This is a genomic window from Mariprofundus micogutta (assembly GCF_001895085.1).
Classification (GTDB): Bacteria; Pseudomonadota; Zetaproteobacteria; order Mariprofundales; family Mariprofundaceae; genus Mariprofundus; species Mariprofundus micogutta.
In genome coordinates this window covers 129,458-148,183 of sequence record NZ_BDFD01000004.1, presented here as the reverse complement: position 1 = coordinate 148,183, position 18,726 = coordinate 129,458, and the positions used below count along the sequence as shown (strand labels likewise).

The 18,726-nt window shown below is 48.5% G+C and carries 24 protein-coding genes; 8 read left to right on the top strand and 16 right to left on the bottom strand.

The window, feature by feature from the left end:
* Positions 1 to 177 precede the first annotated feature (177 nt).
* The 9 genes from MMIC_RS03860 to MMIC_RS03825 form a co-directional block, all read right to left on the bottom strand.
* Entirely contained in the window at positions 178 to 441 is a 264-nt protein-coding gene (locus tag MMIC_RS03860; protein WP_507760695.1) for a DUF4143 domain-containing protein, read from the bottom strand.
* Positions 442 to 446: 5 nt separating this feature from the next.
* Positions 447 to 731, bottom strand: a complete 285-nt coding sequence (locus MMIC_RS12560; protein ID WP_143144870.1) for an AAA family ATPase — start codon at positions 729 to 731, stop codon at positions 447 to 449.
* Between the two features lie 100 nt (positions 732 to 831).
* On the bottom strand, positions 832 to 1,125 hold the full coding sequence (locus MMIC_RS03855; RefSeq protein WP_072659129.1) for a cyclic nucleotide-binding domain-containing protein: 294 nt from the start codon (positions 1,123 to 1,125) through the stop codon (positions 832 to 834).
* Between the two features lie 43 nt (positions 1,126 to 1,168).
* The gene (locus tag MMIC_RS03850; RefSeq protein ID WP_227819338.1) at positions 1,169 to 2,302 is read right to left on the bottom strand and encodes an ATP-binding protein; all 1,134 of its coding nucleotides are present in this window, start codon (positions 2,300 to 2,302) and stop codon (positions 1,169 to 1,171) included.
* An 84-nt stretch (positions 2,303 to 2,386) separates the two neighbouring features.
* The gene (locus tag MMIC_RS03845) at positions 2,387 to 2,851 is read right to left on the bottom strand and encodes a cyclic nucleotide-binding domain-containing protein (protein ID WP_072659128.1); all 465 of its coding nucleotides are present in this window, start codon (positions 2,849 to 2,851) and stop codon (positions 2,387 to 2,389) included.
* Positions 2,852 to 2,866: 15 nt separating this feature from the next.
* On the bottom strand, positions 2,867 to 3,988 hold the full coding sequence (gene sucB, locus MMIC_RS03840) for a dihydrolipoyllysine-residue succinyltransferase (RefSeq protein ID WP_072659127.1): 1,122 nt from the start codon (positions 3,986 to 3,988) through the stop codon (positions 2,867 to 2,869).
* 21 nt (positions 3,989 to 4,009) lie between these two features.
* Positions 4,010 to 6,856 (bottom strand): 2-oxoglutarate dehydrogenase E1 component, encoded by a 2,847-nt coding sequence (locus tag MMIC_RS03835; protein WP_072659126.1) that lies wholly within the window; start codon positions 6,854 to 6,856, stop codon positions 4,010 to 4,012.
* 119 nt (positions 6,857 to 6,975) lie between these two features.
* The gene (locus tag MMIC_RS12880; protein ID WP_072659125.1) at positions 6,976 to 7,482 is read right to left on the bottom strand and encodes an RNA-guided endonuclease InsQ/TnpB family protein; all 507 of its coding nucleotides are present in this window, start codon (positions 7,480 to 7,482) and stop codon (positions 6,976 to 6,978) included.
* Positions 7,434 to 8,384 (bottom strand): RNA-guided endonuclease InsQ/TnpB family protein, encoded by a 951-nt coding sequence (locus MMIC_RS03825; RefSeq protein WP_143144873.1) that lies wholly within the window; start codon positions 8,382 to 8,384, stop codon positions 7,434 to 7,436. The genes MMIC_RS12880 and MMIC_RS03825 overlap by 49 nt, the downstream gene beginning before the upstream one ends.
* A 23-nt stretch (positions 8,385 to 8,407) precedes the next feature.
* Here MMIC_RS03825 and tnpA point away from each other — a divergent pair, with 23 nt between their 5' ends.
* The gene (tnpA, locus tag MMIC_RS03820; RefSeq protein WP_072659123.1) at positions 8,408 to 8,836 is read left to right on the top strand and encodes an IS200/IS605 family transposase; all 429 of its coding nucleotides are present in this window, start codon (positions 8,408 to 8,410) and stop codon (positions 8,834 to 8,836) included.
* 46 nt (positions 8,837 to 8,882) lie between these two features.
* Here tnpA and MMIC_RS03815 read toward each other — a convergent pair whose 3' ends face one another.
* Genes MMIC_RS03815 through MMIC_RS03795 form a run of 5 tightly spaced genes read right to left on the bottom strand, consistent with a single transcriptional unit; the run spans position 8,883 to position 12,015 of the window.
* Positions 8,883 to 9,653, bottom strand: a complete 771-nt coding sequence (locus MMIC_RS03815) for a YdcF family protein (protein ID WP_072659122.1) — start codon at positions 9,651 to 9,653, stop codon at positions 8,883 to 8,885.
* Between the two features lie 16 nt (positions 9,654 to 9,669).
* Positions 9,670 to 10,080, bottom strand: a complete 411-nt coding sequence (locus tag MMIC_RS03810) for a CBS domain-containing protein (RefSeq protein WP_072659121.1) — start codon at positions 10,078 to 10,080, stop codon at positions 9,670 to 9,672.
* Positions 10,077 to 10,427 (bottom strand): P-II family nitrogen regulator, encoded by a 351-nt coding sequence (locus MMIC_RS03805; RefSeq protein WP_072659120.1) that lies wholly within the window; start codon positions 10,425 to 10,427, stop codon positions 10,077 to 10,079. Before MMIC_RS03805 ends, MMIC_RS03810 begins: the two co-directional genes overlap by 4 nt.
* A 38-nt stretch (positions 10,428 to 10,465) precedes the next feature.
* On the bottom strand, positions 10,466 to 11,278 hold the full coding sequence (locus MMIC_RS03800; RefSeq protein ID WP_072659119.1) for a DUF1538 domain-containing protein: 813 nt from the start codon (positions 11,276 to 11,278) through the stop codon (positions 10,466 to 10,468).
* Positions 11,275 to 12,015, bottom strand: coding sequence for a DUF1538 family protein (locus MMIC_RS03795; protein ID WP_072659145.1), 741 nt, complete (start codon positions 12,013 to 12,015; stop codon positions 11,275 to 11,277). Before MMIC_RS03795 ends, MMIC_RS03800 begins: the two co-directional genes overlap by 4 nt.
* Positions 12,016 to 12,032: 17 nt before the next feature.
* On the opposite strand from MMIC_RS03795, the gene MMIC_RS12875 reads away from it, so the two are divergent.
* The 7 genes from MMIC_RS12875 to MMIC_RS03765 all read left to right on the top strand — a co-directional run bounded on the left by MMIC_RS12875 (position 12,033) and on the right by MMIC_RS03765 (position 16,220).
* The gene (locus MMIC_RS12875; protein ID WP_265331363.1) at positions 12,033 to 12,155 is read left to right on the top strand and encodes a hypothetical protein; all 123 of its coding nucleotides are present in this window, start codon (positions 12,033 to 12,035) and stop codon (positions 12,153 to 12,155) included.
* Between the two features lie 14 nt (positions 12,156 to 12,169).
* Positions 12,170 to 13,249, top strand: coding sequence for an N-acetyl-gamma-glutamyl-phosphate reductase (argC, locus tag MMIC_RS03790; protein ID WP_227819336.1), 1,080 nt, complete (start codon positions 12,170 to 12,172; stop codon positions 13,247 to 13,249).
* Entirely contained in the window at positions 13,233 to 13,946 is a 714-nt protein-coding gene (locus MMIC_RS03785; RefSeq protein WP_072659118.1) for a hypothetical protein, read from the top strand. Before argC ends, MMIC_RS03785 begins: the two co-directional genes overlap by 17 nt.
* A 29-nt stretch (positions 13,947 to 13,975) precedes the next feature.
* Positions 13,976 to 14,485 (top strand): gamma carbonic anhydrase family protein, encoded by a 510-nt coding sequence (locus MMIC_RS03780; protein ID WP_072659117.1) that lies wholly within the window; start codon positions 13,976 to 13,978, stop codon positions 14,483 to 14,485.
* Between the two features lies 1 nt (position 14,486).
* A complete protein-coding gene (locus MMIC_RS03775) occupies positions 14,487 to 15,428 on the top strand; it encodes a Ppx/GppA phosphatase family protein (protein WP_072659116.1) in 942 nt (313 codons plus the stop codon).
* Between the two features lie 218 nt (positions 15,429 to 15,646).
* A complete protein-coding gene (locus MMIC_RS03770; protein ID WP_072659115.1) occupies positions 15,647 to 15,949 on the top strand; it encodes a type II toxin-antitoxin system RelE/ParE family toxin in 303 nt (100 codons plus the stop codon).
* A complete protein-coding gene (locus MMIC_RS03765; protein WP_072659114.1) occupies positions 15,942 to 16,220 on the top strand; it encodes an addiction module antidote protein in 279 nt (92 codons plus the stop codon). Before MMIC_RS03770 ends, MMIC_RS03765 begins: the two co-directional genes overlap by 8 nt.
* A gap of 87 nt (positions 16,221 to 16,307) precedes the next feature.
* Here the strand turns inward: MMIC_RS03765 and MMIC_RS03760 are convergent, their stop codons facing one another.
* Entirely contained in the window at positions 16,308 to 16,949 is a 642-nt protein-coding gene (locus MMIC_RS03760; RefSeq protein ID WP_072659143.1) for a lysophospholipid acyltransferase family protein, read from the bottom strand.
* Positions 16,950 to 16,953: 4 nt separating this feature from the next.
* Positions 16,954 to 18,726: a lipid A export permease/ATP-binding protein MsbA gene (msbA, locus tag MMIC_RS03755; RefSeq protein ID WP_072659113.1), complete on the bottom strand. Its 1,773-nt coding sequence runs from the start codon at positions 18,724 to 18,726 to the stop codon at positions 16,954 to 16,956.

The following is an 18,726-nucleotide window of genomic DNA, read 5'->3' as shown; positions in this document are numbered from 1 at the left end:
TTAATGTGCTTCATGGCCTGAGTTCTCCGTTCTGTGAATTTGCTGTCTGGATAACTACAAATTTACCATAATCGTTGGGAATTCAGGCCTGTTTTCTTGCTGCTAATTCCTTAACCGGACAGCAGTGTGACGTTTAATAGTTATTGGTTCTTTTGAATAATTCAGTCATCAATAATTTCAAAGACTGCTTATCTCTTCAATCACACCATCAATCGTCATCGCCATCACATTCTTGCCTAGAGAATACGTACAGTCCACTGGCGCTACTACATAACATTGATCAGGGCGTAAAACATCAAATGCACTCCAATTACCTTTACTGAGCTTGGGGCTGGTTGATGATTTAATTTCTATCGCAACTGTCTGTCCGCCCTTCTCCAGAACAAGATCAGCCTCGGCACCATTAGAAGATCTAAAGTAGCTCGCCTGCCAATGCGGCAATTGAACTAGTATATTTTCAATAATAAAGCCTTCAAATGATGCACCATAAACAGGGTGAGCAAACAAATCATTCGGCCCTCAAATTGTTGGAAAAAAGCTTCGGCATCGATCAACTTATTAAGGTCAGATGGTCGCTCCATATCCAAACACATAGCATCGGGAAACTGTTCGATAATCATTTCAGCAAGTGTGGATTTACCAACCTGACGTGCCCCTAGCAGCGCAACTGCAGGACTAGAGCGAAATCTCTCTGTTATTAATAGTTGATATATTTCTCGCCACGTATCCATGCATATCGGAACTCCACATGCTTTTTTACATGGTAAAAAGACTTTTTACCGCTGAATATGTATCATGACTTTCTTCAGATAAGTACGGCGCCCACTCAGCCTACACCCCTTCAGAATGGAACAACTGTTCACCGGTCAGGCGCAAACGCCGACTGATTTCACGGCCGATATTCATCTGGATAATGGTAAATTGCTCCAGATCATGCTGATAGAGTTTGAACAGACAGTGCTGGCTTATTTCGATCACCTGACATTCACTGACTGCTTTGACTGAACAGCTGCGGGGATAGAGGTCAAGCAGTGCCATTTCACCAAAACAGTCGCCCTGATTCAGTTCCTTGAACTGCAACGCCTCACCATCCCGACTTTCTATATTAATCAGAACTACGACCAAACTGAATCATTGTCTGCATTGTCTGCACCATTCGGAATACAGGTTATGCTGACAATTTTGCCAGCCAGTCGGCACCCTTTATTATCGAGACCGGCTTATGGTACTCCTCCTGTCGCAACTCCCTCACCAACTGAATAGCCTCGGCGTCTGGAAATGTCGCGGCAAACCTGCATAAGGTTGGTGAAGGGCGATTATCCGCATATTTGCATTCCATCAGCATTGATGGCTCGCCATTTTCACAGATAACAAAATCCACTTCCGCTCCTTCCTTAGTTCTCAAATAATGTAACGAAGTCTGCCTTCCAAACAGATCCTGTTGATAATGAACATGTTTAAGTAACATCGTAGCACAAGCGTTTTCCCACCTTATTCCTGCATCATCGGGGAGGTAACCTGTATCAAAAAAGTACACTTTTGGTTCTTTCAGGATGGCCCTGGCCACATTGCGATGGTGAGGCCGCACCAGGAAAACAACATAAAGTGCTTCCAGAATATCGATATATTTCGCTACCGTGTTCGGAGATAGCTGAAGGTCTCTTGCCAATGAAGCTATGGAGAGTGGACTTCCTACACGATGCCTCAACATCTCCACCAGAAGTCGCATGGCCCTGATTTCATGAATACGCGAAAATTCAACCACATCCTCACGTACCAGATCAGTAAAATACTGAGCACGCCACCGATCTGCCTGAACTGAATCATTCGCCAAAAGTGGCTCTGGGAAACCACCTCTCACCAGCAAGCGGTCGAGCGCATCGTCTGCGCTACAATCACTTGATTCGACCCACTCCCGCACCGAAAATGGGTGTAATCGCAAATTAAAATAGCGTCCGGCCAACGACTCTCCCGCCTGCCTGAACGTTTCCATGCGCGCACTACCAGTTACCAGCAGTGCCTGACCATCCATTCGTGAATCATATACACCTTTCAGATATGTCTTCCATTCAGGCATCTTGTGAATTTCATCCATCACTAGAAGATCCGCTTTTGTACTCCAACTCTGAGCAGTCAGGATACGACGGTCATCAATACTATCCCAGTTAAGATACATTGATTGGCCAAAATGCTCCTGCATCTCTTTTGCCAAAGTAGTTTTTCCCACCTGACGCGGCCCTGTCAGCAAGACCATTTTTCTACTCAGGTCGGATAATATGTTGTCGGAAAGATAGCGCTTCATAGTGACTATTTTCTATCAAATTGAATAATAGTCAAGACTATAGTGCAAACCATTGAATAATAGTCATACCTGTTCTACTGAAAATCACTTCGCCTCCACCCCTTCAGAATGGAACAACTGTTCACCGGTCAGACGCAAACGCCGACTGATTTCACGGCCGATATTCATCTGGATAATGGTAAATTGCTCCAGATCATGCTGATAGAGTTTGAACAGACAGTGCTGGCTTATTTCGATCACCTGACATTCACTGACTGCTTTGACTGAACAGCTGCGGGGATAGAGGTCAAGCAGTGCCATTTCACCAAAACAGTCGCCCTGATTCAGTTCCTTGATTTGCAACGCCTCACCATCTCTGTTTTTCAACACTGCGACCCGTCCGTCCAGCATGACAAACATCGAAGCCGCATTATCACCTTCATGGAAGAAATAATCTCCTGACGAGACGGTGCGGATGTCTGCCAGCTGCAACAGGAAATCGAGTGCCGGCTCACTGATGCCGCCAAATACCGGCATGGTATGCAGCAGACTACGTTGAATACTGTTCATGCAGCTTACGACAGATCAAAGATTGAGCGTTAAACCTGCCGGGTACTCGAGCGCCTCTTTCACAGCTACGAGAAAGCGTACCGCATCAGCACCGTCAATCAGGCGATGGTCATAGGAGAGTGCCAGATACATCATTGGACGAATGACCACAGCGTCGTTCTCAACCATAGTCCGCTTCTGGATATTGTGCATACCCAGAATACCACTCTGTGGTGGATTCAGAATCGGTGTGGAGAGCATAGAGCCGTAGATGCCACCATTGGTGATCGAAAAAGTACCACCCTTGAGGTCATGCGGAGTCAGGCCACCATCCCGGGCTTTGCCTGCCAGATCGGCAATACCCTTCTCTATCTCGGCCAGCCCCATCAGATGCGCATCACGCAGTACCGGCACAACCAGTCCTTTATCAGTGCTCACAGCGATGCCGACATCGACATAATTGTGATATACAATATCTTCCGCTTCGATATAGGCATTTAGCGCTGGATACTGGGAAATGGCCTGGGAAACCGCCCTTACAAAGAAGGACATAAAGCCGAGTTTTACACCATGCTTCTCCTGAAAACGGGCACCGTAACGTGTACGAAGGTCCATCACGGCCTGCAGATTCACTTCATTGAATGTGGTGAGCATCGCAGCTGTGTTCTGTGCACTTTTTAATCGTTCAGCGATACGCTTACGCAATCTTGTCATCGGAACCCGTTCTTCTACGCGCTGCGATGAGACTGGTGGTTCAGGGCGGGAAATAACTACAGCTTCGCTATTAGAATCATCCTCTTCATCTGTAAGCGTGGTTTCCACTACAACTGTGGGTTTGATTTTCTCCACCACCGGCTGAACAACCTCTTCGCTCACCTCTTCTGCTGTAGCTGCTTTGACATCAGACTTCTCTATTTGAACCGACTCATCAATGACTCCGATGACTTCTCCGGGTTCGACAATATCATCCACTTTTTTCAATACCGACTTCAAGACACCCGCATCAAGCGCAGTAATCTCCATGGTGATCTTGTCACTTTCGATTTCGGCCAGCACATCATCCACTGCAACTGCATCACCCTCTTTTTTCAGCCATGCGATTAAGGTCGCTTCAGTTTCAGATTCTCCCAGACTGGGAACCTTGATCTCAATACTCATTCCTGCCTCCTCGGCAAAACATCATCCCTGTAAACCATCTGTATTCTCTGCAAATGCAGCACTCATCAATTGTTCGAGTTCATCTTTATGTCGTTTAATTGAACCCACTGCAGGTGCTGCCGATGCAGGCCGCGTCAGAGCATAGATTTTCTGATTCTCCAGCAGGGCCTGCCTGATCAGACTATTCACCTGTAACCAGGCACCCTGATTTTGCGGCTCTTCCTGTACCCAGACCACCTCGACAACTCCGGCATAGCGCTGCAACTGCTCTTTCAACTCATCCATAGGGAATGGGTAAAGCCGTTCTACTCGAACAAGCCCAACATCCATAATTTCCCTTTTATTCCGCTCAGCCAGCAGATCGTAATAGACCTTGCCTGAGCAGATAAGCAGACGCCTGACGCCAGCCAGATCGATCTGTCTGTTTTTATCGGCCAACACGGGCTGAAAACGCCCAGTTGTAAAGTCTGCATAGGGTGAAAATGACAACTTGTTTCTTAACATGCTTTTCGGTGCCATCAGAATCAGCGGTTTGCGCGCTCTGGACATCAATTGCCGGCGCAACAGGTGGAATAGCTGTGCAGGTGTAGTCGGACTGGCAACCTGCATATTATTTTCAGCACAAAGCTGCAGATAACGCTCCAGCCTTGCTGAAGAGTGCTCGGCCCCCTGCCCTTCAAACCCGTGCGGCAACCAGAGCACCAGGCCGGACATACGATTCCACTTCGTTTCACCAGCTGCGATAAACTGATCAACCACCACCTGAGCAACATTGGCAAAATCACCGTACTGCGCTTCCCAGATCACTAGTGATCTCGGTTCGGCTACCGAATAACCATATTCATAACCCATCACGGCCATTTCAGAGAGCATCGAATCGACCACGATAAAGTGTGACAGGGTCCCGTTCTCGACCTGCTGCAGCGGAACCATGCCTTTACCGGTTTTCTGATCATAAACCACGGCATGCCGATGGAAGAAAGTACCACGGCCTGAATCTTCGCCGGAGAGGCGAACCCAGCCGCCTTCATGCACCAGTGTTGCATACGCCATGGTTTCACCACAACCCCAATCCACAGGTTGTTTGTCATCCATCATCTGAATGCGGCTGTCATAGATCTTTTCCACTTTCGCATGCATGGAAAATTCAGCCGGAAGGCGATGCACCTTGCGAGCCAGTGTGGATAACACATCTGCACTGACGCCTGTATCAGGTTCTTCCGCTCCGTCAAATACGAAACCTTCCCAGCGCCCCTGCAAACTATTGACCGGGCTCGGAGCCGGCCTGTTGGTCGCACGTCTGACTTTATCCAGACAATCACGGTAAGTCGCGATCATCTGATCGCTTTCCTCTGCACTCAAAACACCATCCCGGATCAGCCTGTCACGATATAACTGCTCAATGCTCGGCAACTCACCGATGCGCCGGTACATAACAGGCTGTGTCACTTCAGGTGAATCCGCTTCGTTATGCCCGTGTCTGCGGTAGCAGATCAGATCAATAACAATATCTTCATGGAACGTATTGCGATATTCGACTGCGACCTCGATTGCCAGACAGCATGCCTCGGGATCATCACCGTTCACATGCAGAATCGGAGCCTGCACAATCTTGGCAATATCCGTGCAATAGGTTGTTGAGCGGGCATCAAACGGATTTACTGTAAAACCGATCTGATTATTCACCACGATATGGATTGCCCCGCCAACTCTGAAGCCACGCAGCTTGGAGAGTTGCAGCGATTCGGCCACAACACCCTGACCTGCAAATGCCGCATCGCCATGCACCAGCACACCCATCACTTCCGTCTTGTTCTTGTCCTTACGCCTGCACTGCCGTGCGCGTACACTGCCAAGCACCACCGGGGTAATAATTTCCAGATGTGAGGGATTGAAACCCAGAGAAAGATGTACGACTCCACCGGGTGTCTGCACATCGGATGAGAAACCCATATGGTATTTCACATCACCCTGTCCCTGCGCACTCTCCTGCAGCTGCGCACCTTCAAACTCGGAAAAGATATCGGACAGTGATTTGTCCATAATATTGGCCAAAACATTCAAACGACCACGATGTGCCATACCCAGAATGATTTCGCGAGTGCCATTGCTGCCCGCTTTCTGAACCATGGCATCAAGCATTGGGATTAACGACTCACCACCTTCAAGTGAAAAACGTTTCTGCCCCACGTAACGGGTATGCAGGAAACGCTCAAATTCTTCGGCATGCATAATACGTCCGAAGATATGTCGGCGAGTATCGGTATCGTAATCGGCTTTGGAACGAATACGTTCCAGGCGCGACTGAATCCAGTGGCGACGTGCAGAATTGGTAATATGCATCGATTCCGGACCAATGTGTCCGCAATAGGTCTCTTCGAGAAGTTTGACAATCTCGCCGAGCGGCATCTGATGATCGCCGGTCAAATCTCCGGTTGGAAACATCTGATCCAGATCGGCCTCAGACAAACCATAATAAGCAAGATCAAGCTCAGGACTGCTAGGTCTTGGATTCAGGTGCAAAGGATCAAGTTCGGCATGCATATGTCCGTGCATACGATAGGCCTGAATTAGATAAATCGCCCTTGATGGATACTCGATATCCCCCTGCTTTGACAGCGTGGTAATATCATCATAGTGCTGTGTGCTACCTGCACTAATCTGCGGACGCATTCTGGCAAGCATGGCCTGATGGCCGGTCTGTGCTGATGTCTCCACATCCTTTAAGCCGGAGAAATACTCAGCCCACTCAGCAGGTACAGATTCCGGGGAACTATGATACAGCTCTTGCATGTGCTCCAGATAACTACTTCCGGCACTGAAGAGTTCATCCTGAACAGGTATATCAGATGGCTTGGACTGACTCACATGACCTCCAGATCGACTGCCCCATTTATAGACCTAATCAACTCGATTGGCTAGCACGACTAAGACTCAGTCGCTGCACTATTCATGTCCCTACACTTTTCTAATGAAATCTCCCACAACTAAACATTTGGCAATGTTTTAGTTGGGGTTTCTCGTTTCACCGACCGATGCGTGTTTGTGTTTTTAACACGTCCACGACTTACAATGGTCTCCACGAGCTTAGGTGTTTCCACCGGTTTGGAGTATCCCACCCCTACCTTTTTCGTGATGCTGCAGCCTTTTTTCGGTTTGGTTTTCCGGTCACCGGACAAGATCATATCGATTCCTTTTGCTGCGATATTGATTGCGGCGTTAAAGTCTGCATTTTCTGTGAACCCGCATTGTTGACAGATAAATACGGACTGCTTGAGCCGATTATCCTTGTGGGTAAATCCGCATACTGAACATTGTTGAGATGTAAAATGCGGTGGTACTTTGATTGTGAGCTTTCCTGCTCTGAGTGCTTTATATGCAAGGAACTCATCAACCCTTCCCCATGCTGAATTGAGGATTGATTTATTGAGCCCTGATTTCTGTTTTACTTTCTTTCCGGGAGCATCAAGAGTGCCTTTTGCAGATCGAACCATACTTGTTGTTTGCAACGCTTCGAGACAAACACGTTCACACCTGTTTGATCAACCAGTGTTCGGCTGGTTTTATGTGCAAAATCATGTCTGGTGTTTTTGGCATACCGTTTATACCGGGCTACTTTCGCTTTGGCTTTGCCATAGCGTTTGGATCCTTTTGTTCTTCGCGCCTGGATACGCTGCCAACGCCTGGACTTTCTTTCGTGCTCAAGCATTCGCTTCTTTTGAAGCCCGGAATAGTCGAAGGACTGGCCCGAGCTGGTAGCCACTTTCTTGCCTGTCGTGTTTCTGTCGATACCGATGGTTGATGCCTCAATATCTGGCCGAGACAGGCTGGCCACGTATGCAAAAACGTCTTCTTCTTTGGCTTCAGGCACACCATCATCGTATGAAAAGCTGAGGAACCATTGGCCTGCATCCACAGAGATATGGATTGAAGCTGGTGCATTGAATTCTCTATGCGCTTTAAATGGGATGCTACCTATAACTCTACTTTTCGAACCAAGTTGAACCGAGTGCTTTCCGTCCGACTCCATGAAGTTGAACAATTCAGATGTGATCCACACTGATTGACGCCCAATCCGTTTATGCAGCTTTGGCCTTTTGGCTAATCCATTGAAAAACCGCTGGTACGCTTGCTTCCACAATGTTGCACCATTCCGAAGCAGCTGACTCGGCGTATCTTTTAGCCAGACTGTTTCTTCAGAAATGAACTGTGCGTACTTCTGATCGACTGGCGTTTTCATGCCGGCCAACGACAATGACTGACGTGAGAATGACCTGAAATACCGATCTTCACGAACTTTTGCGTTATAGATAAATCGCTGACAACCAATCCAACGGTGCAGTATCTCCTGCTGCCTTTTATCCGGATAACACCTGAATTTATTGCCAATCTGCATACGCTGAGAATAGAATAGGCCACATGGATATGCAACCAAACAAATCAAGCTCTCATGCAGTATTTTCACTTAGGCTACATGTTGTCTTTGTAACCAAGTATAGGAGGAAGGTGTTAACGCCTGGCATCACGATAGAACTCAAGCAGATTTTTTCAGTGATCCTTGAGAAGTGGAAGTGCTCGCTGATTGAATTCGGGGCAGAAGAAGATCATGTCCATCTTTTGATTGAAATTCATCCAGCCTTAAATATCTCGACATTAATGAACAACCTGAAATCAGCAAGCTCCAGGCGTATCCGAAACAGGCATGCGGATTACCTGGCAACATTTTATTGGAAACCATACTTTTGGCACCGCGCTTATTACGTTGGAACTGTTGGTAACGCATCGCTTGAAACTGTCCGTAAATATGTCGAAAACCAAAATACTAAAGAGACAAAACCGCCCGCTTGACCCCCTTCTGGCTTCGCCTAGAAAGGGGAATGGCGGGCTTTATTGTTCAATACTTTAAACGATACAGGAGCATACCGAGATATTCATGTACTCCATCACATGAATCAGCGAACACATCCCAACGCGGAAGATAGCTGCGTAAATCATATGGTTCTGGCTCAACCACATAGAAACAGGGGGCTGGAATCACCTGCATTCCCTGAGCTTCAAACACCCACACTGAATGCGGCATGTGCCATGCAGAAGTCACCAGAAATACTTTCCGGATATTCTGCTGATCCAGAAGAAGTTTTAAATTCGCTGCATTTTCCCAAGTGTTCCTAGCTTGATCCTCAACGACAATTGAGGATTCCGGAACACCGAATTCAATCAGCCAGCGCTTCATCACCACACCTTCTGGCTCCGTCCTATCCGAGAGTACTGCTCCACCTGTTGCAAACACAGACATACCGCTCTGTCGTGCAAGGCGAGATGCATACAAGGTTCTCATCATGGCATGTTTGGATAAGCTATCGACACCACCATATTCAGGGGCTTTTTTATATACACCACCGCCGAGAAGAATAATGGCGGCATCTGCTGATTCAGTCTGCGTCAGCAACTCAGAGGAAAGAGGCGGGTAGCTGTCTTCCAAAGGTGACAGAATGGCATCACGTACCGGCTCGGTTGATAGTAACCAGAATCCGGCAAGTGATAAAAATATCAACAAACGCCCCATAAAACGCTTGTGGAAAAGCAGGCCCAATATCGCCAGGAGAATCAATCCTCCCGGTGGTAATAAAAGTTGCAGCAGTGCTTTGCCGAGCAATAAACTCATGCAGCCAGAACCTCAGTCACACCAAATTCAGTAAACCCTTCAACACCATGTCGGTATGACTGACGATACCAATTATATGCCCCTGATGATCAACCACTGGCGCGCGCGACAATCCAAGACGCGCAAACAATGCACTGGCATAGCGGATATCCATGGACGGATGAATGGTTGTCGCGGGTTTTGTCATTACCTCATAGATACTGATTCGATCCGGAGAACGGTTCGCTGCCAGCACTTCTCTGGCGATATCTGAAAGCACTACGATACCGTACTCATCATGTTCATGGCGTTTATCGACAATCAGACATTTGGTTTCCACATAACGCATCACTTCCAGCGCCTGACGCACAGTCGCAATGCCCTCAACCAGATCATAATTCTCTTTCATGACGTCTTTGACAGTAATCAGGGTTCTTTTCTCGCTCATAGCCGCTCCTCCACTTCATCCATCAGACACATAATCTGCCCACCGAGACCAATGGCATCTTCCACATTAAGCTGGAATGCAACGCCGGAGCCGGGGTTCTCTTCAAAACCGGCTTCTTCGGCAACTCGTTCCAGTATCTTGCGACTCAAATGCTCTTCAACCACAAACATCACCATATCGCGCTGTGATTCCAAGGTCAGGCCAAAAAAGGTCTTTTTCGGATTCAAGCCTTCACCACGGGCATCCCCCACCACCGTTGCACCAGTAGCACCGGCCTCACGAGCTGCATTCATAATTTGTTCGGTTTTCGTGTCTTCTACCAACACAATCAGTAGTTTAAAGCGCATCGTTCTCTTCCTCCTTCTCCCTCTTTCCTTGCGGACGACTATTCGTCGTCCAATCCGGCTGTCCTGCCGGATTGTCTATATTTATCCAAAAAGCGGATGGCCTGTGCATAACCCATCACACTCATGATTGGAAAAACACTGGCAAATGCAATCAGCCCGAAACCATCTATTAACGGGCTTCTGCCGGGTATCGTTGCCGCCAGACCAAGTCCCAGAGCCGCCAGTAGTGGCACTGTTACCGTTGATGTCGTCACACCACCTGAATCGTAAGCAAGTGGGATAATCATACTCGGTGCTCTGAAAGTCTGAGCAATCACGATGATGTAGGCTACGATAATATACAGCCAAAGGTCGGTACCGGTCACAATCCGATAACAACCGATAGATACGCCAATCGCCACACCCAGAGATACAGCCAATCGCAACCCCCAGGCAGACACCGCTCCACCTGAAACCTGTTCAGCTTTCATACCAACTGCGATCAAAGAGGGCTCAGCCAGCGTTGTGGCCAGCCCTATGGAGAAGGCAAATGCATACACCCAAAGATAATCATCCCAGCGTACGGTTTGTATTGTAGTAATACCCTGTGCATACAACTCACTATAGACAAAGGCTGGATTGGTGAGCTGTGAAGCCATGAGCTCCCCAAGCGGGAAGATGGCTTCCTGCAAGCCCATTAGGAAAAAGGCCAAACCGATCAACACATAGACAAAGCCGCGTATTACCCGCCACAGGTTGGCAATTTTCTGACGCAGCACCAGCAACTGAAATCCGACAAGTACGGCTGCAATCGGCAACACATCACGCATGGTTGATGCGAAGGTATCGATAAAAAGCTGTAGCATACTCATACCGTCAACATGCCATAGACCATAACAAACATCATCGGTATCAGAGAAGCAAATGCGATCAGTCCGAAACCATCCAGCATCGGGTTACGTCCGCGAATCGATGAGGCAAGGCCTACGCCGAGAGCCGTAACCAGCGGCACGGTAATTGTGGAGGTTGTTACCCCACCTGAATCATAGGCAATGCCGATAATTTCGTGCGGTGCAAAATAGGTCATGATAACAACGAGGAAATAACCCCCGATGATGCAAATATGCAGAGGCCAGCCTACAAGGATGCGCAGCACTCCCAACACGATGGCTGTGCCAACCGACAATGCCACGGTCATGCGTAAGCCAAAGGCGTAGTCATCCATCGCTGTTTGTGTGCTATCAATCACACCGCCCTGCGCGGCAATCTCGGCCGCCTTGCCTGCGACAGCGATCAAAGCCGGTTCAGCGACCGTTGTGCCGAAACCAAGCAGAAAAGCGAACAGCAGCAACCAGAATATATTACCTTTTTTGGCAAAGGCATGAGCCATACCTTCGCCCATAGGAAACAGGCCGATTTCAAGACCGCGTACAAACAGTGCCAGTCCGAACAGAACAAAGACCATGCCAACCAGCATCTCTTCCATGTTTGGAATTGGCTGTTGAAGTACAAAACCCTGAAAAAACAGGATCACAAAAATAATCGGAGCCAGATCACGCAGCGCCTCCAACAGAGGGCGCGCGGCTTTAAACCATGTAGATAAATTCAGCACTCAGGCTTCTCCTGATGGATAATACGACTCTCCTGAATAATGTTGATGTGAATCCGGCTTCAGCGACACGTTTTTCGCAGTTTATAGCACTCACAAATGCGCTGCAATGTGAGTTTGCTGCAACCTCGATATTATGAACCTGAATGTAATAATGACTAAATCATTTGATGAGACCGATGCATTGCGTAGCATGCCTGTCATGAATATTGCAGTCGCCATACTTGGAGCCACCGGATACACCGGTGCAGAGCTGATCAGGCTCATCGAATCTCATCCTCACTTTGAGGTGAAACATCTTGCTGCGCATTCTCAGGCAGGCAAACTGGCTGGTGATGTTCTGCCGGGCTGTGCGGGCAAAGTTGCCGCGATGAGGCTCGCTACTGCTGATGATGCCCTGCCTGAAAATGTGGAACTGGTTTTCACTGCCCTGCCACATGGCGCAGCAGCAACAAGTGTGTTTGCAGCACTTGAAGCAGGTAAAAAAGTGGTCGATCTGTCCGCTGATTTCCGGCACAAGAGCCATGATATTTACCAGGCAGCTTATGGTGCCAGTCACCCGCACCCTGAGTTGTTTGAAGAGGCAGTGTACGGACTGACCGAGTTTGCGCGCGCTGATGTCGCCAAAGCCAGACTTATAGCCAATCCGGGCTGTTACCCGACCTCCACACTGCTACCATTGGTTCCGCTGTTAAATGCCGAACTTATCGATACATCAACGATCATTGTCGATTCCAAATCGGGCACATCCGGTGCGGGAAGAAGTGCTAAAACTGATCTGCTCTATTGTGAGATCAACGAATCTGTAAAAGCTTACGGCCTACCGAGGCACCGGCATGCATGGGAAATGGAAGAGTGGGCGCTTGGCTTTGGACATCAGTCCATCACTGTACGCTTCGTGCCGCATATCCTGCCGATGAACCGGGGCATGCTGACCACACTACATTTGAATGGTGCATCAACACATAGCTGGCATGAAATCCTGACCGATCAGTTTGCTGATGAACCGTTTGTCAAAGTGCTCCCTGAAGGCCGCTTACCATCCACGGCCGGCATCTCCGGCAGTAACCGGTGTGACATTGGTGTAGCAGCGCTCAGTGACTCTGAAGCCGTGATTGTCAGTTGTATCGACAACCTACTCAAGGGTGCTGCAGGTCAGGCCCTGCAAAATGCCAATCTGATGTTCGGGTTTGATGAAACAGCGGGGCTTGCAACACATGCACTCTGGCCTTAAGGCGGGTCTGGAAGCACTGATTAAACCGCTTCAAATCTCCATCTTCTCAGACAATAGTGAACGGGCCTTTCACGCCCGACCTGTTACAATCATCATGCTTACGCTGCTACTATTGATCAGTGCAATGATTGCCGGCATCTCTTTGGCACCGCAGGAACCACAAACCGCCATGCTCTCGCAAATGGCTCACCTTCAACACGAAAAGACTCGGCTGAACAATGCCCTATCGGAAACTGAGGCACAGCTATCCCTGCGCGATGGGCAGATCGATGGGCTCAAGCAAGAGATGGAACTGATGCGTAGTGATAATAGCTCCATGAAAAAACGACTTGAAGTATTTGATGATGTACTGGCAGCCAGAAAGGTGAAAGGTGTTCATTTTCTCAGGCCTGTGATCGCCTGGAAAGAGAAGAATATTCTGGGCTACAAATTAATATTGGTGAAAGGTGAAAATTACCCACGCTGGATCAAGGGAAAACTGACATTCTCTACTCTGGATGCAGATGGAAATATTGTTTTACTGAGCACTACGAAAGCAAAAGATAGCCACAAGATCGAAATGACCACCCATGCATATATCGAAGGCGCGCTGGCCTGGAATAAAACCTGGCAACCGAAAACAGTGACTGTCACGCTGATCAATCATCTGGGTAAAAAATCAGCTACTATTGAAGTGGCTGTTTCCGGCAACCGCTGAGAAGAGCATATCGTTACGGAGTATCAATCATGATAAAATCTTATCTGCACTGGTTCCCTGAAATTGATGAGTCGGCATTCATTGCCGAATCTGCTGATGTCATGGGACGTGTAAAAATCGGTGCAGATTCCAGCATCTGGTATCAGTCCGTATTGCGTGGTGATGTACACGATATTGAAATTGGTGAGCGTTCCAATATTCAGGATCATTCGATCCTGCACACCAGCACCAATGTTTCACCCTGCATCGTCGGCAATGATGTCACCATCGGTCATGGAGTGATTCTGCATGGATGTGAAGTGCAGGACTTTTGCCTGGTTGGTATGGGTTCTATTATTATGGATCAGGCAGTCTTGGAAGAAGGTTGTTTTCTTGCAGCAGGCTCACTGGTCACCGAGCGTAAAATCCTGCGCGGTGGTTACCTCTATGCAGGCTCCCCTGCCAAAGAGCGCCGTGAACTGACAGATGAGGAGAAAGCATTCCTCAAGCGCTCAGCTGCCCACTACGTTGAAGTCTCCAGGAATCATAAGGGCGCCTGATATGGTTTATGCTGCCATCGACAGCGGCTCCAACACCTTTCGCCTGCTCATCGCCGAAGCAGCCGACTCATCTGCAACCAAACCCTGGAACATAATTCATTACGGCCACTGCATCACCCGTCTCGGTGAAGGACTGCATCACACAGGCAGGCTATCGGATGCAGGTATGCAGCGCGCCGTAGATGCATACAGGACTTTTGCCGCTGCGTTGAGAAACTTTGATGTACCCCCGGAAAACACGCTGGCCTGCGCCACTGCTGCTGTTCGGGAAGCATCGAATGGCGCCGACTTTATCACACGCGTGGAGCAGGAAACCGGTATCCGGATTCAGATTATCGATGGAAACACTGAGGCCAACTGGTCACTGAAAGGTGCTTGTGCCGTGCTGGATCAACAGATCGGCAGTGACATGCTTTTGTTTGATATTGGTGGCGGCAGTACCGAATTCATTCGTGCTCAAAACAGCATTCAACTTGATGCCATAAGTAGAAAACTAGGCGTGGTTAAACTCTTTGAGGCCCATTTACACTCCGACCCGCCATCGGCATCCGACTACCAATCTGTATTGACCGCTACAGATAAACATCTGGCCATCGTTGAGCAGAGCTGGCCAGATCATCGTGCGCCGAAATATATGGTAGGCACAGCCGGAACCGTTACCACACTCGCTGCCACAGCATTAGGTCTGAGCGAATATGATTCGGAGAAAATCAATAATTATCTTATGAGCAAGCCAGCCTTTTTCAGCTTGCGTGACAAGCTGTTAGCGATGACACATGAGCAGCGCGCAGCCATCCCCAGCATTGAAGCCGGACGTGCTGACCTGATTATTGCAGGACTGGCCATTATTGAAGCCATGATGCAGCGCTGGGGTTACGAAGAGCTGATCGCAGTCGATGCAAGCCTGCTCGAAGGTATCTGGTTAAAGGCCAGATATAGCTAGGTCTGCTTGCAGCAACCTGCAACCATTCCTGATCTGCTTAAGATAAACAGTTCGCACCTTTAGGACTCACCACGGGAATCCTAAATCGATTGGATAACTCTCATGGCATTGGAAAAACGGCTTTTTGCATTTGAAGGGTTGAATGTAACCTCACACACATGTGATTCCACCACCAATAGCTGTTGCATGACTGTATTCATTCGGATACAATTGAGGCTATGATCGAAGTTCGACAAACTGCCATCTATGCAAAGTGGTTTTCTCGGCTTCGGGACATTAGAGCCAAGGCTAGAATAGACATCCGAATCCGTAGGTTATCGCTTGGGAATCCCGGCGATGTAAAGCCAATAGGCGATGGCGTGTCGGAACTGAGAATTGATGTTGGCAAAGGATACCGTGTCTATTTTGTGCAACGAGGAAATCTGTTGATTGTCCTGCTTGCCGGAGGCAGTAAACAAAGCCAACGGAAAGATATTGAATTAGCCAAACAGCTTGCTAAGGAGGTTCGTGACAATGAGTAGCACAACATCACCTTGGGATGCCAGTGAGCACCTGAACTCCCCTGAAGCCATCAATGAATATCTTACCGCCGCATTGGAAGATGGAAATTCTGACCTCCTGATCGCAGTTCTAGGCGATATAGCAAGAGCTAAAGGAATGACACAGCTTTCAAAGGAAACAGGCCTTGGCAGAGAAAGCCTGTATAAAGCACTCTCTCCTGGAGCAAAGCCTCGCTTCGACACTGTTATGCGGGTAATGCACGGACTAGGCATCCATCTGGCAGCGCATTAGCTTGTTCTGAGCATTCTAAGGTGAAATCCAACTACAGAGTTGCATGCCTCCACCCGAAAGTGGGGTTAAACAGGTAAACAAACAGAGTTATTTGTTGAAATAGCGATCAGCCTTGCTTTGTGCTTCATCCATGGCCAGCTGCACACGCTGTAGCGATTCATCGAAATCATCTTCTTCAGAAACCACAACCGGATCACCGATCACAAACACACCACGGGTGAACGGCTTGGGAATATAAAACCGGTCCCAGGAGTTCACACGCCAGTAGCGGCTGGTGGCATAACATACCGGTACAACAGGCAGGCCGGTTTTCATGGCTAGCTGGATGGTCCCTTTTTGCACCTTCTCACGCGGCCCCTTCGGACCATCTGGAGTAATACCCAGATGACGACCTTCTTCCCTGACTGCTCTCACCATACGCAGCATGGCCTTGGCACCACCACGCGTGGAAGAGCCACGCACTGTCTCAATGCCGAGAAGATGAATGGTATCAGCAATAAACCCTCCATCCCTGTGCGAAGAAATCAGCATATAACCATGCCAGATGCCTCCTCGCGACATTTTCGGAATCATCAGCAGACGAGCATGCCAGAAAGCGTACAAATATCTTTTCGGATCATCCCTGGAATAATCTTCACCCACAACTTCCCAGCGAATACTTTTTTCCAGGAACAGAAAGATATATTTGATCAGGCGGGGAACTATCCAGGTTATAAAACGATCTTTCACGCCTTTATGAATCCACTTCACCATCGAGCAATACATCAGATGCATGGCTTTCAAATTGCAGATGATACAACTCTGCATACAGTCCACCCTCGCTCAGCAGTTCATCATGTCTGCCCATCTGCACCAGCTTACCCTGATCAAGCACAATAATGCGATCAGCATGACGAATAGTCGAAAGCCTGTGTGCAATCACCATCACAGTACGCCCCTGCATCAGACGATCAATAGCCTGCTGCACCAGTCGTTCAGATTCTGTATCCAGAGCACTCGTTGCTTCATCCAGAATCAGGATCGGCGCATCCTTGAGCAGCGCACGAGCCAGTGAAATACGCTGACGCTGACCACCGGAAAGAATGGCGCCACGCTCGCCAACCAATGTATTGTAACCATCAGGCAGCTTTTCGATAAATTCGTGTGCATTCGCAGCTCGTGCTACAGCTTCAACCTGTGCCAGATCAATCTCATCATGCCCATAAGCGATATTTTTCAGAATAGTATCGTTGAACAGGATGATCTCCTGAGTCACCAGAGCAATCTGACTGCGCAGCGACTGCTGAGTAAGGTCACGCACATCCATTCCATCGATCAGAATCTGACCGGCACTGGCATCAATAAAACGCGGCACCATGTTCACCAGCGATGTTTTACCCGCGCCACTACGCCCGACCAGAGCAACAACTTCGCCAGCGTGCACGGTGAAATTGATATCATCCAGAACCGGTTTTTCAGCCCCCGGATAAGTGAGCTGCAGGTTTTCAAAACGAATGGATTGAGCAAATGGCTTCATCTCAGCTGCATGCACTGCATCCTGAACCGCGACATCTTCATCCAGCACTTCAAAAATACGCTCGGCTGCTGCCAGCCCCTGCTGCACTTCATTATTGGCACGTGACAGACGTTTTACAGGTTCATACAACATAATGACCGCGGCAAGAAATGAAACCAGAGTACCGGCAGTTGTTTCACCGGAAGATACGCGCAGACCGCCATAAAGTAACACGCCTGCAATACCAAAACCTGCCAGCAGTTCCATAATAGGAAATGACAGCGCGTGCACTTTAAAAACCTTGAGTTGATGAGCTAGAAAATCACCGGTAAAAGTGCGGAAACGGCCCCGTTCATACTCTTCCATGCCGAATGCCTTGACCACCCGGATACCGCCAACCGTTTCTTCGAGCAAGCTGGTCAAATCACCCATGGATGCCTGACCATCCAGCGTAGCATGGCGCATTTTTCTACCGAAACGTGCAATCGGATAGATAATCGCCGGAAAAACCAGCATAGCGATCAATGCCAGCATCCAGTCCTGAATAAAAACCACAATAAGCAGGAATACAATGGAGATTGTATCACGCATCAGTGCGGTAACCGCCGTACTGACTGCGGCCTGCACCAGCGTCACATCATAAGAGAGTCGCGCCAGTAGCTCTCCGGTTTTACGATGGGAAAAGAATGCCAGTGACTGGTCGGTAAGCCGTTGATATAACAGATTTCGCAGATCAAAGATGACGCGCTGACCGATATAACCCATCGAATAGGCCTGACCGAAATAGGCGATTCCCTTGAGCAGATACAGTCCGATTATCATCAGTGGAATAAGATAAATAAGTTCTTTGCTTTTACCTGTCAGTGCCTCATCCAGCACCGGTTTCAGCATATAGGCCACCGCAGCAGTACAGGCAGCGAGAACAATCATGCAGACCACTGCAATAGCCAGGCGTCCTTTATATGGGGAGAGAAAACCAAGTAGTCTCTTGTATAAATCTGATGAAGACAT

Excerpts from the sequence above, each read along its gene's own strand:
- sucB (WP_072659127.1), bottom strand. The coding sequence starts at position 3,988 with ATGAGTATTGAGATCAAGGTTCCCAGTCTGGGAGAATCTGAAACTGAA.
- MMIC_RS03775 (WP_072659116.1), top strand. The coding sequence starts at position 14,487 with ATGGTTTATGCTGCCATCGACAGCGGCTCCAACACCTTTCGCCTGCTC.
- MMIC_RS03810 (WP_072659121.1), bottom strand. The coding sequence starts at position 10,080 with ATGAGCGAGAAAAGAACCCTGATTACTGTCAAAGACGTCATGAAAGAG.
- MMIC_RS03770 (WP_072659115.1), top strand. The coding sequence starts at position 15,647 with ATGATCGAAGTTCGACAAACTGCCATCTATGCAAAGTGGTTTTCTCGG.
- MMIC_RS03800 (WP_072659119.1), bottom strand. The coding sequence starts at position 11,278 with ATGAGTATGCTACAGCTTTTTATCGATACCTTCGCATCAACCATGCGT.
- MMIC_RS12880 (WP_072659125.1), bottom strand. The coding sequence starts at position 7,482 with ATGGTTCGATCTGCAAAAGGCACTCTTGATGCTCCCGGAAAGAAAGTA.
- MMIC_RS03785 (WP_072659118.1), top strand. The coding sequence starts at position 13,233 with ATGCACTCTGGCCTTAAGGCGGGTCTGGAAGCACTGATTAAACCGCTT.
- MMIC_RS03805 (WP_072659120.1), bottom strand. The coding sequence starts at position 10,427 with ATGCGCTTTAAACTACTGATTGTGTTGGTAGAAGACACGAAAACCGAA.
- MMIC_RS03815 (WP_072659122.1), bottom strand. The coding sequence starts at position 9,653 with ATGAGTTTATTGCTCGGCAAAGCACTGCTGCAACTTTTATTACCACCG.
- MMIC_RS03850 (WP_227819338.1), bottom strand. The coding sequence starts at position 2,302 with ATGAAGCGCTATCTTTCCGACAACATATTATCCGACCTGAGTAGAAAA.
- MMIC_RS12560 (WP_143144870.1), bottom strand. The coding sequence starts at position 731 with ATGGATACGTGGCGAGAAATATATCAACTATTAATAACAGAGAGATTT.
- msbA (WP_072659113.1), bottom strand. The coding sequence starts at position 18,726 with ATGTCTTCATCAGATTTATACAAGAGACTACTTGGTTTTCTCTCCCCA.
- argC (WP_227819336.1), top strand. The coding sequence starts at position 12,170 with ATGACTAAATCATTTGATGAGACCGATGCATTGCGTAGCATGCCTGTC.
- MMIC_RS03765 (WP_072659114.1), top strand. The coding sequence starts at position 15,942 with ATGAGTAGCACAACATCACCTTGGGATGCCAGTGAGCACCTGAACTCC.
- MMIC_RS12875 (WP_265331363.1), top strand. The coding sequence starts at position 12,033 with ATGGATAATACGACTCTCCTGAATAATGTTGATGTGAATCCGGCTTCA.
- MMIC_RS03825 (WP_143144873.1), bottom strand. The coding sequence starts at position 8,384 with ATGCAGATTGGCAATAAATTCAGGTGTTATCCGGATAAAAGGCAGCAG.
- MMIC_RS03780 (WP_072659117.1), top strand. The coding sequence starts at position 13,976 with ATGATAAAATCTTATCTGCACTGGTTCCCTGAAATTGATGAGTCGGCA.
- MMIC_RS03845 (WP_072659128.1), bottom strand. The coding sequence starts at position 2,851 with ATGAACAGTATTCAACGTAGTCTGCTGCATACCATGCCGGTATTTGGC.
- tnpA (WP_072659123.1), top strand. The coding sequence starts at position 8,408 with ATGGATATGCAACCAAACAAATCAAGCTCTCATGCAGTATTTTCACTT.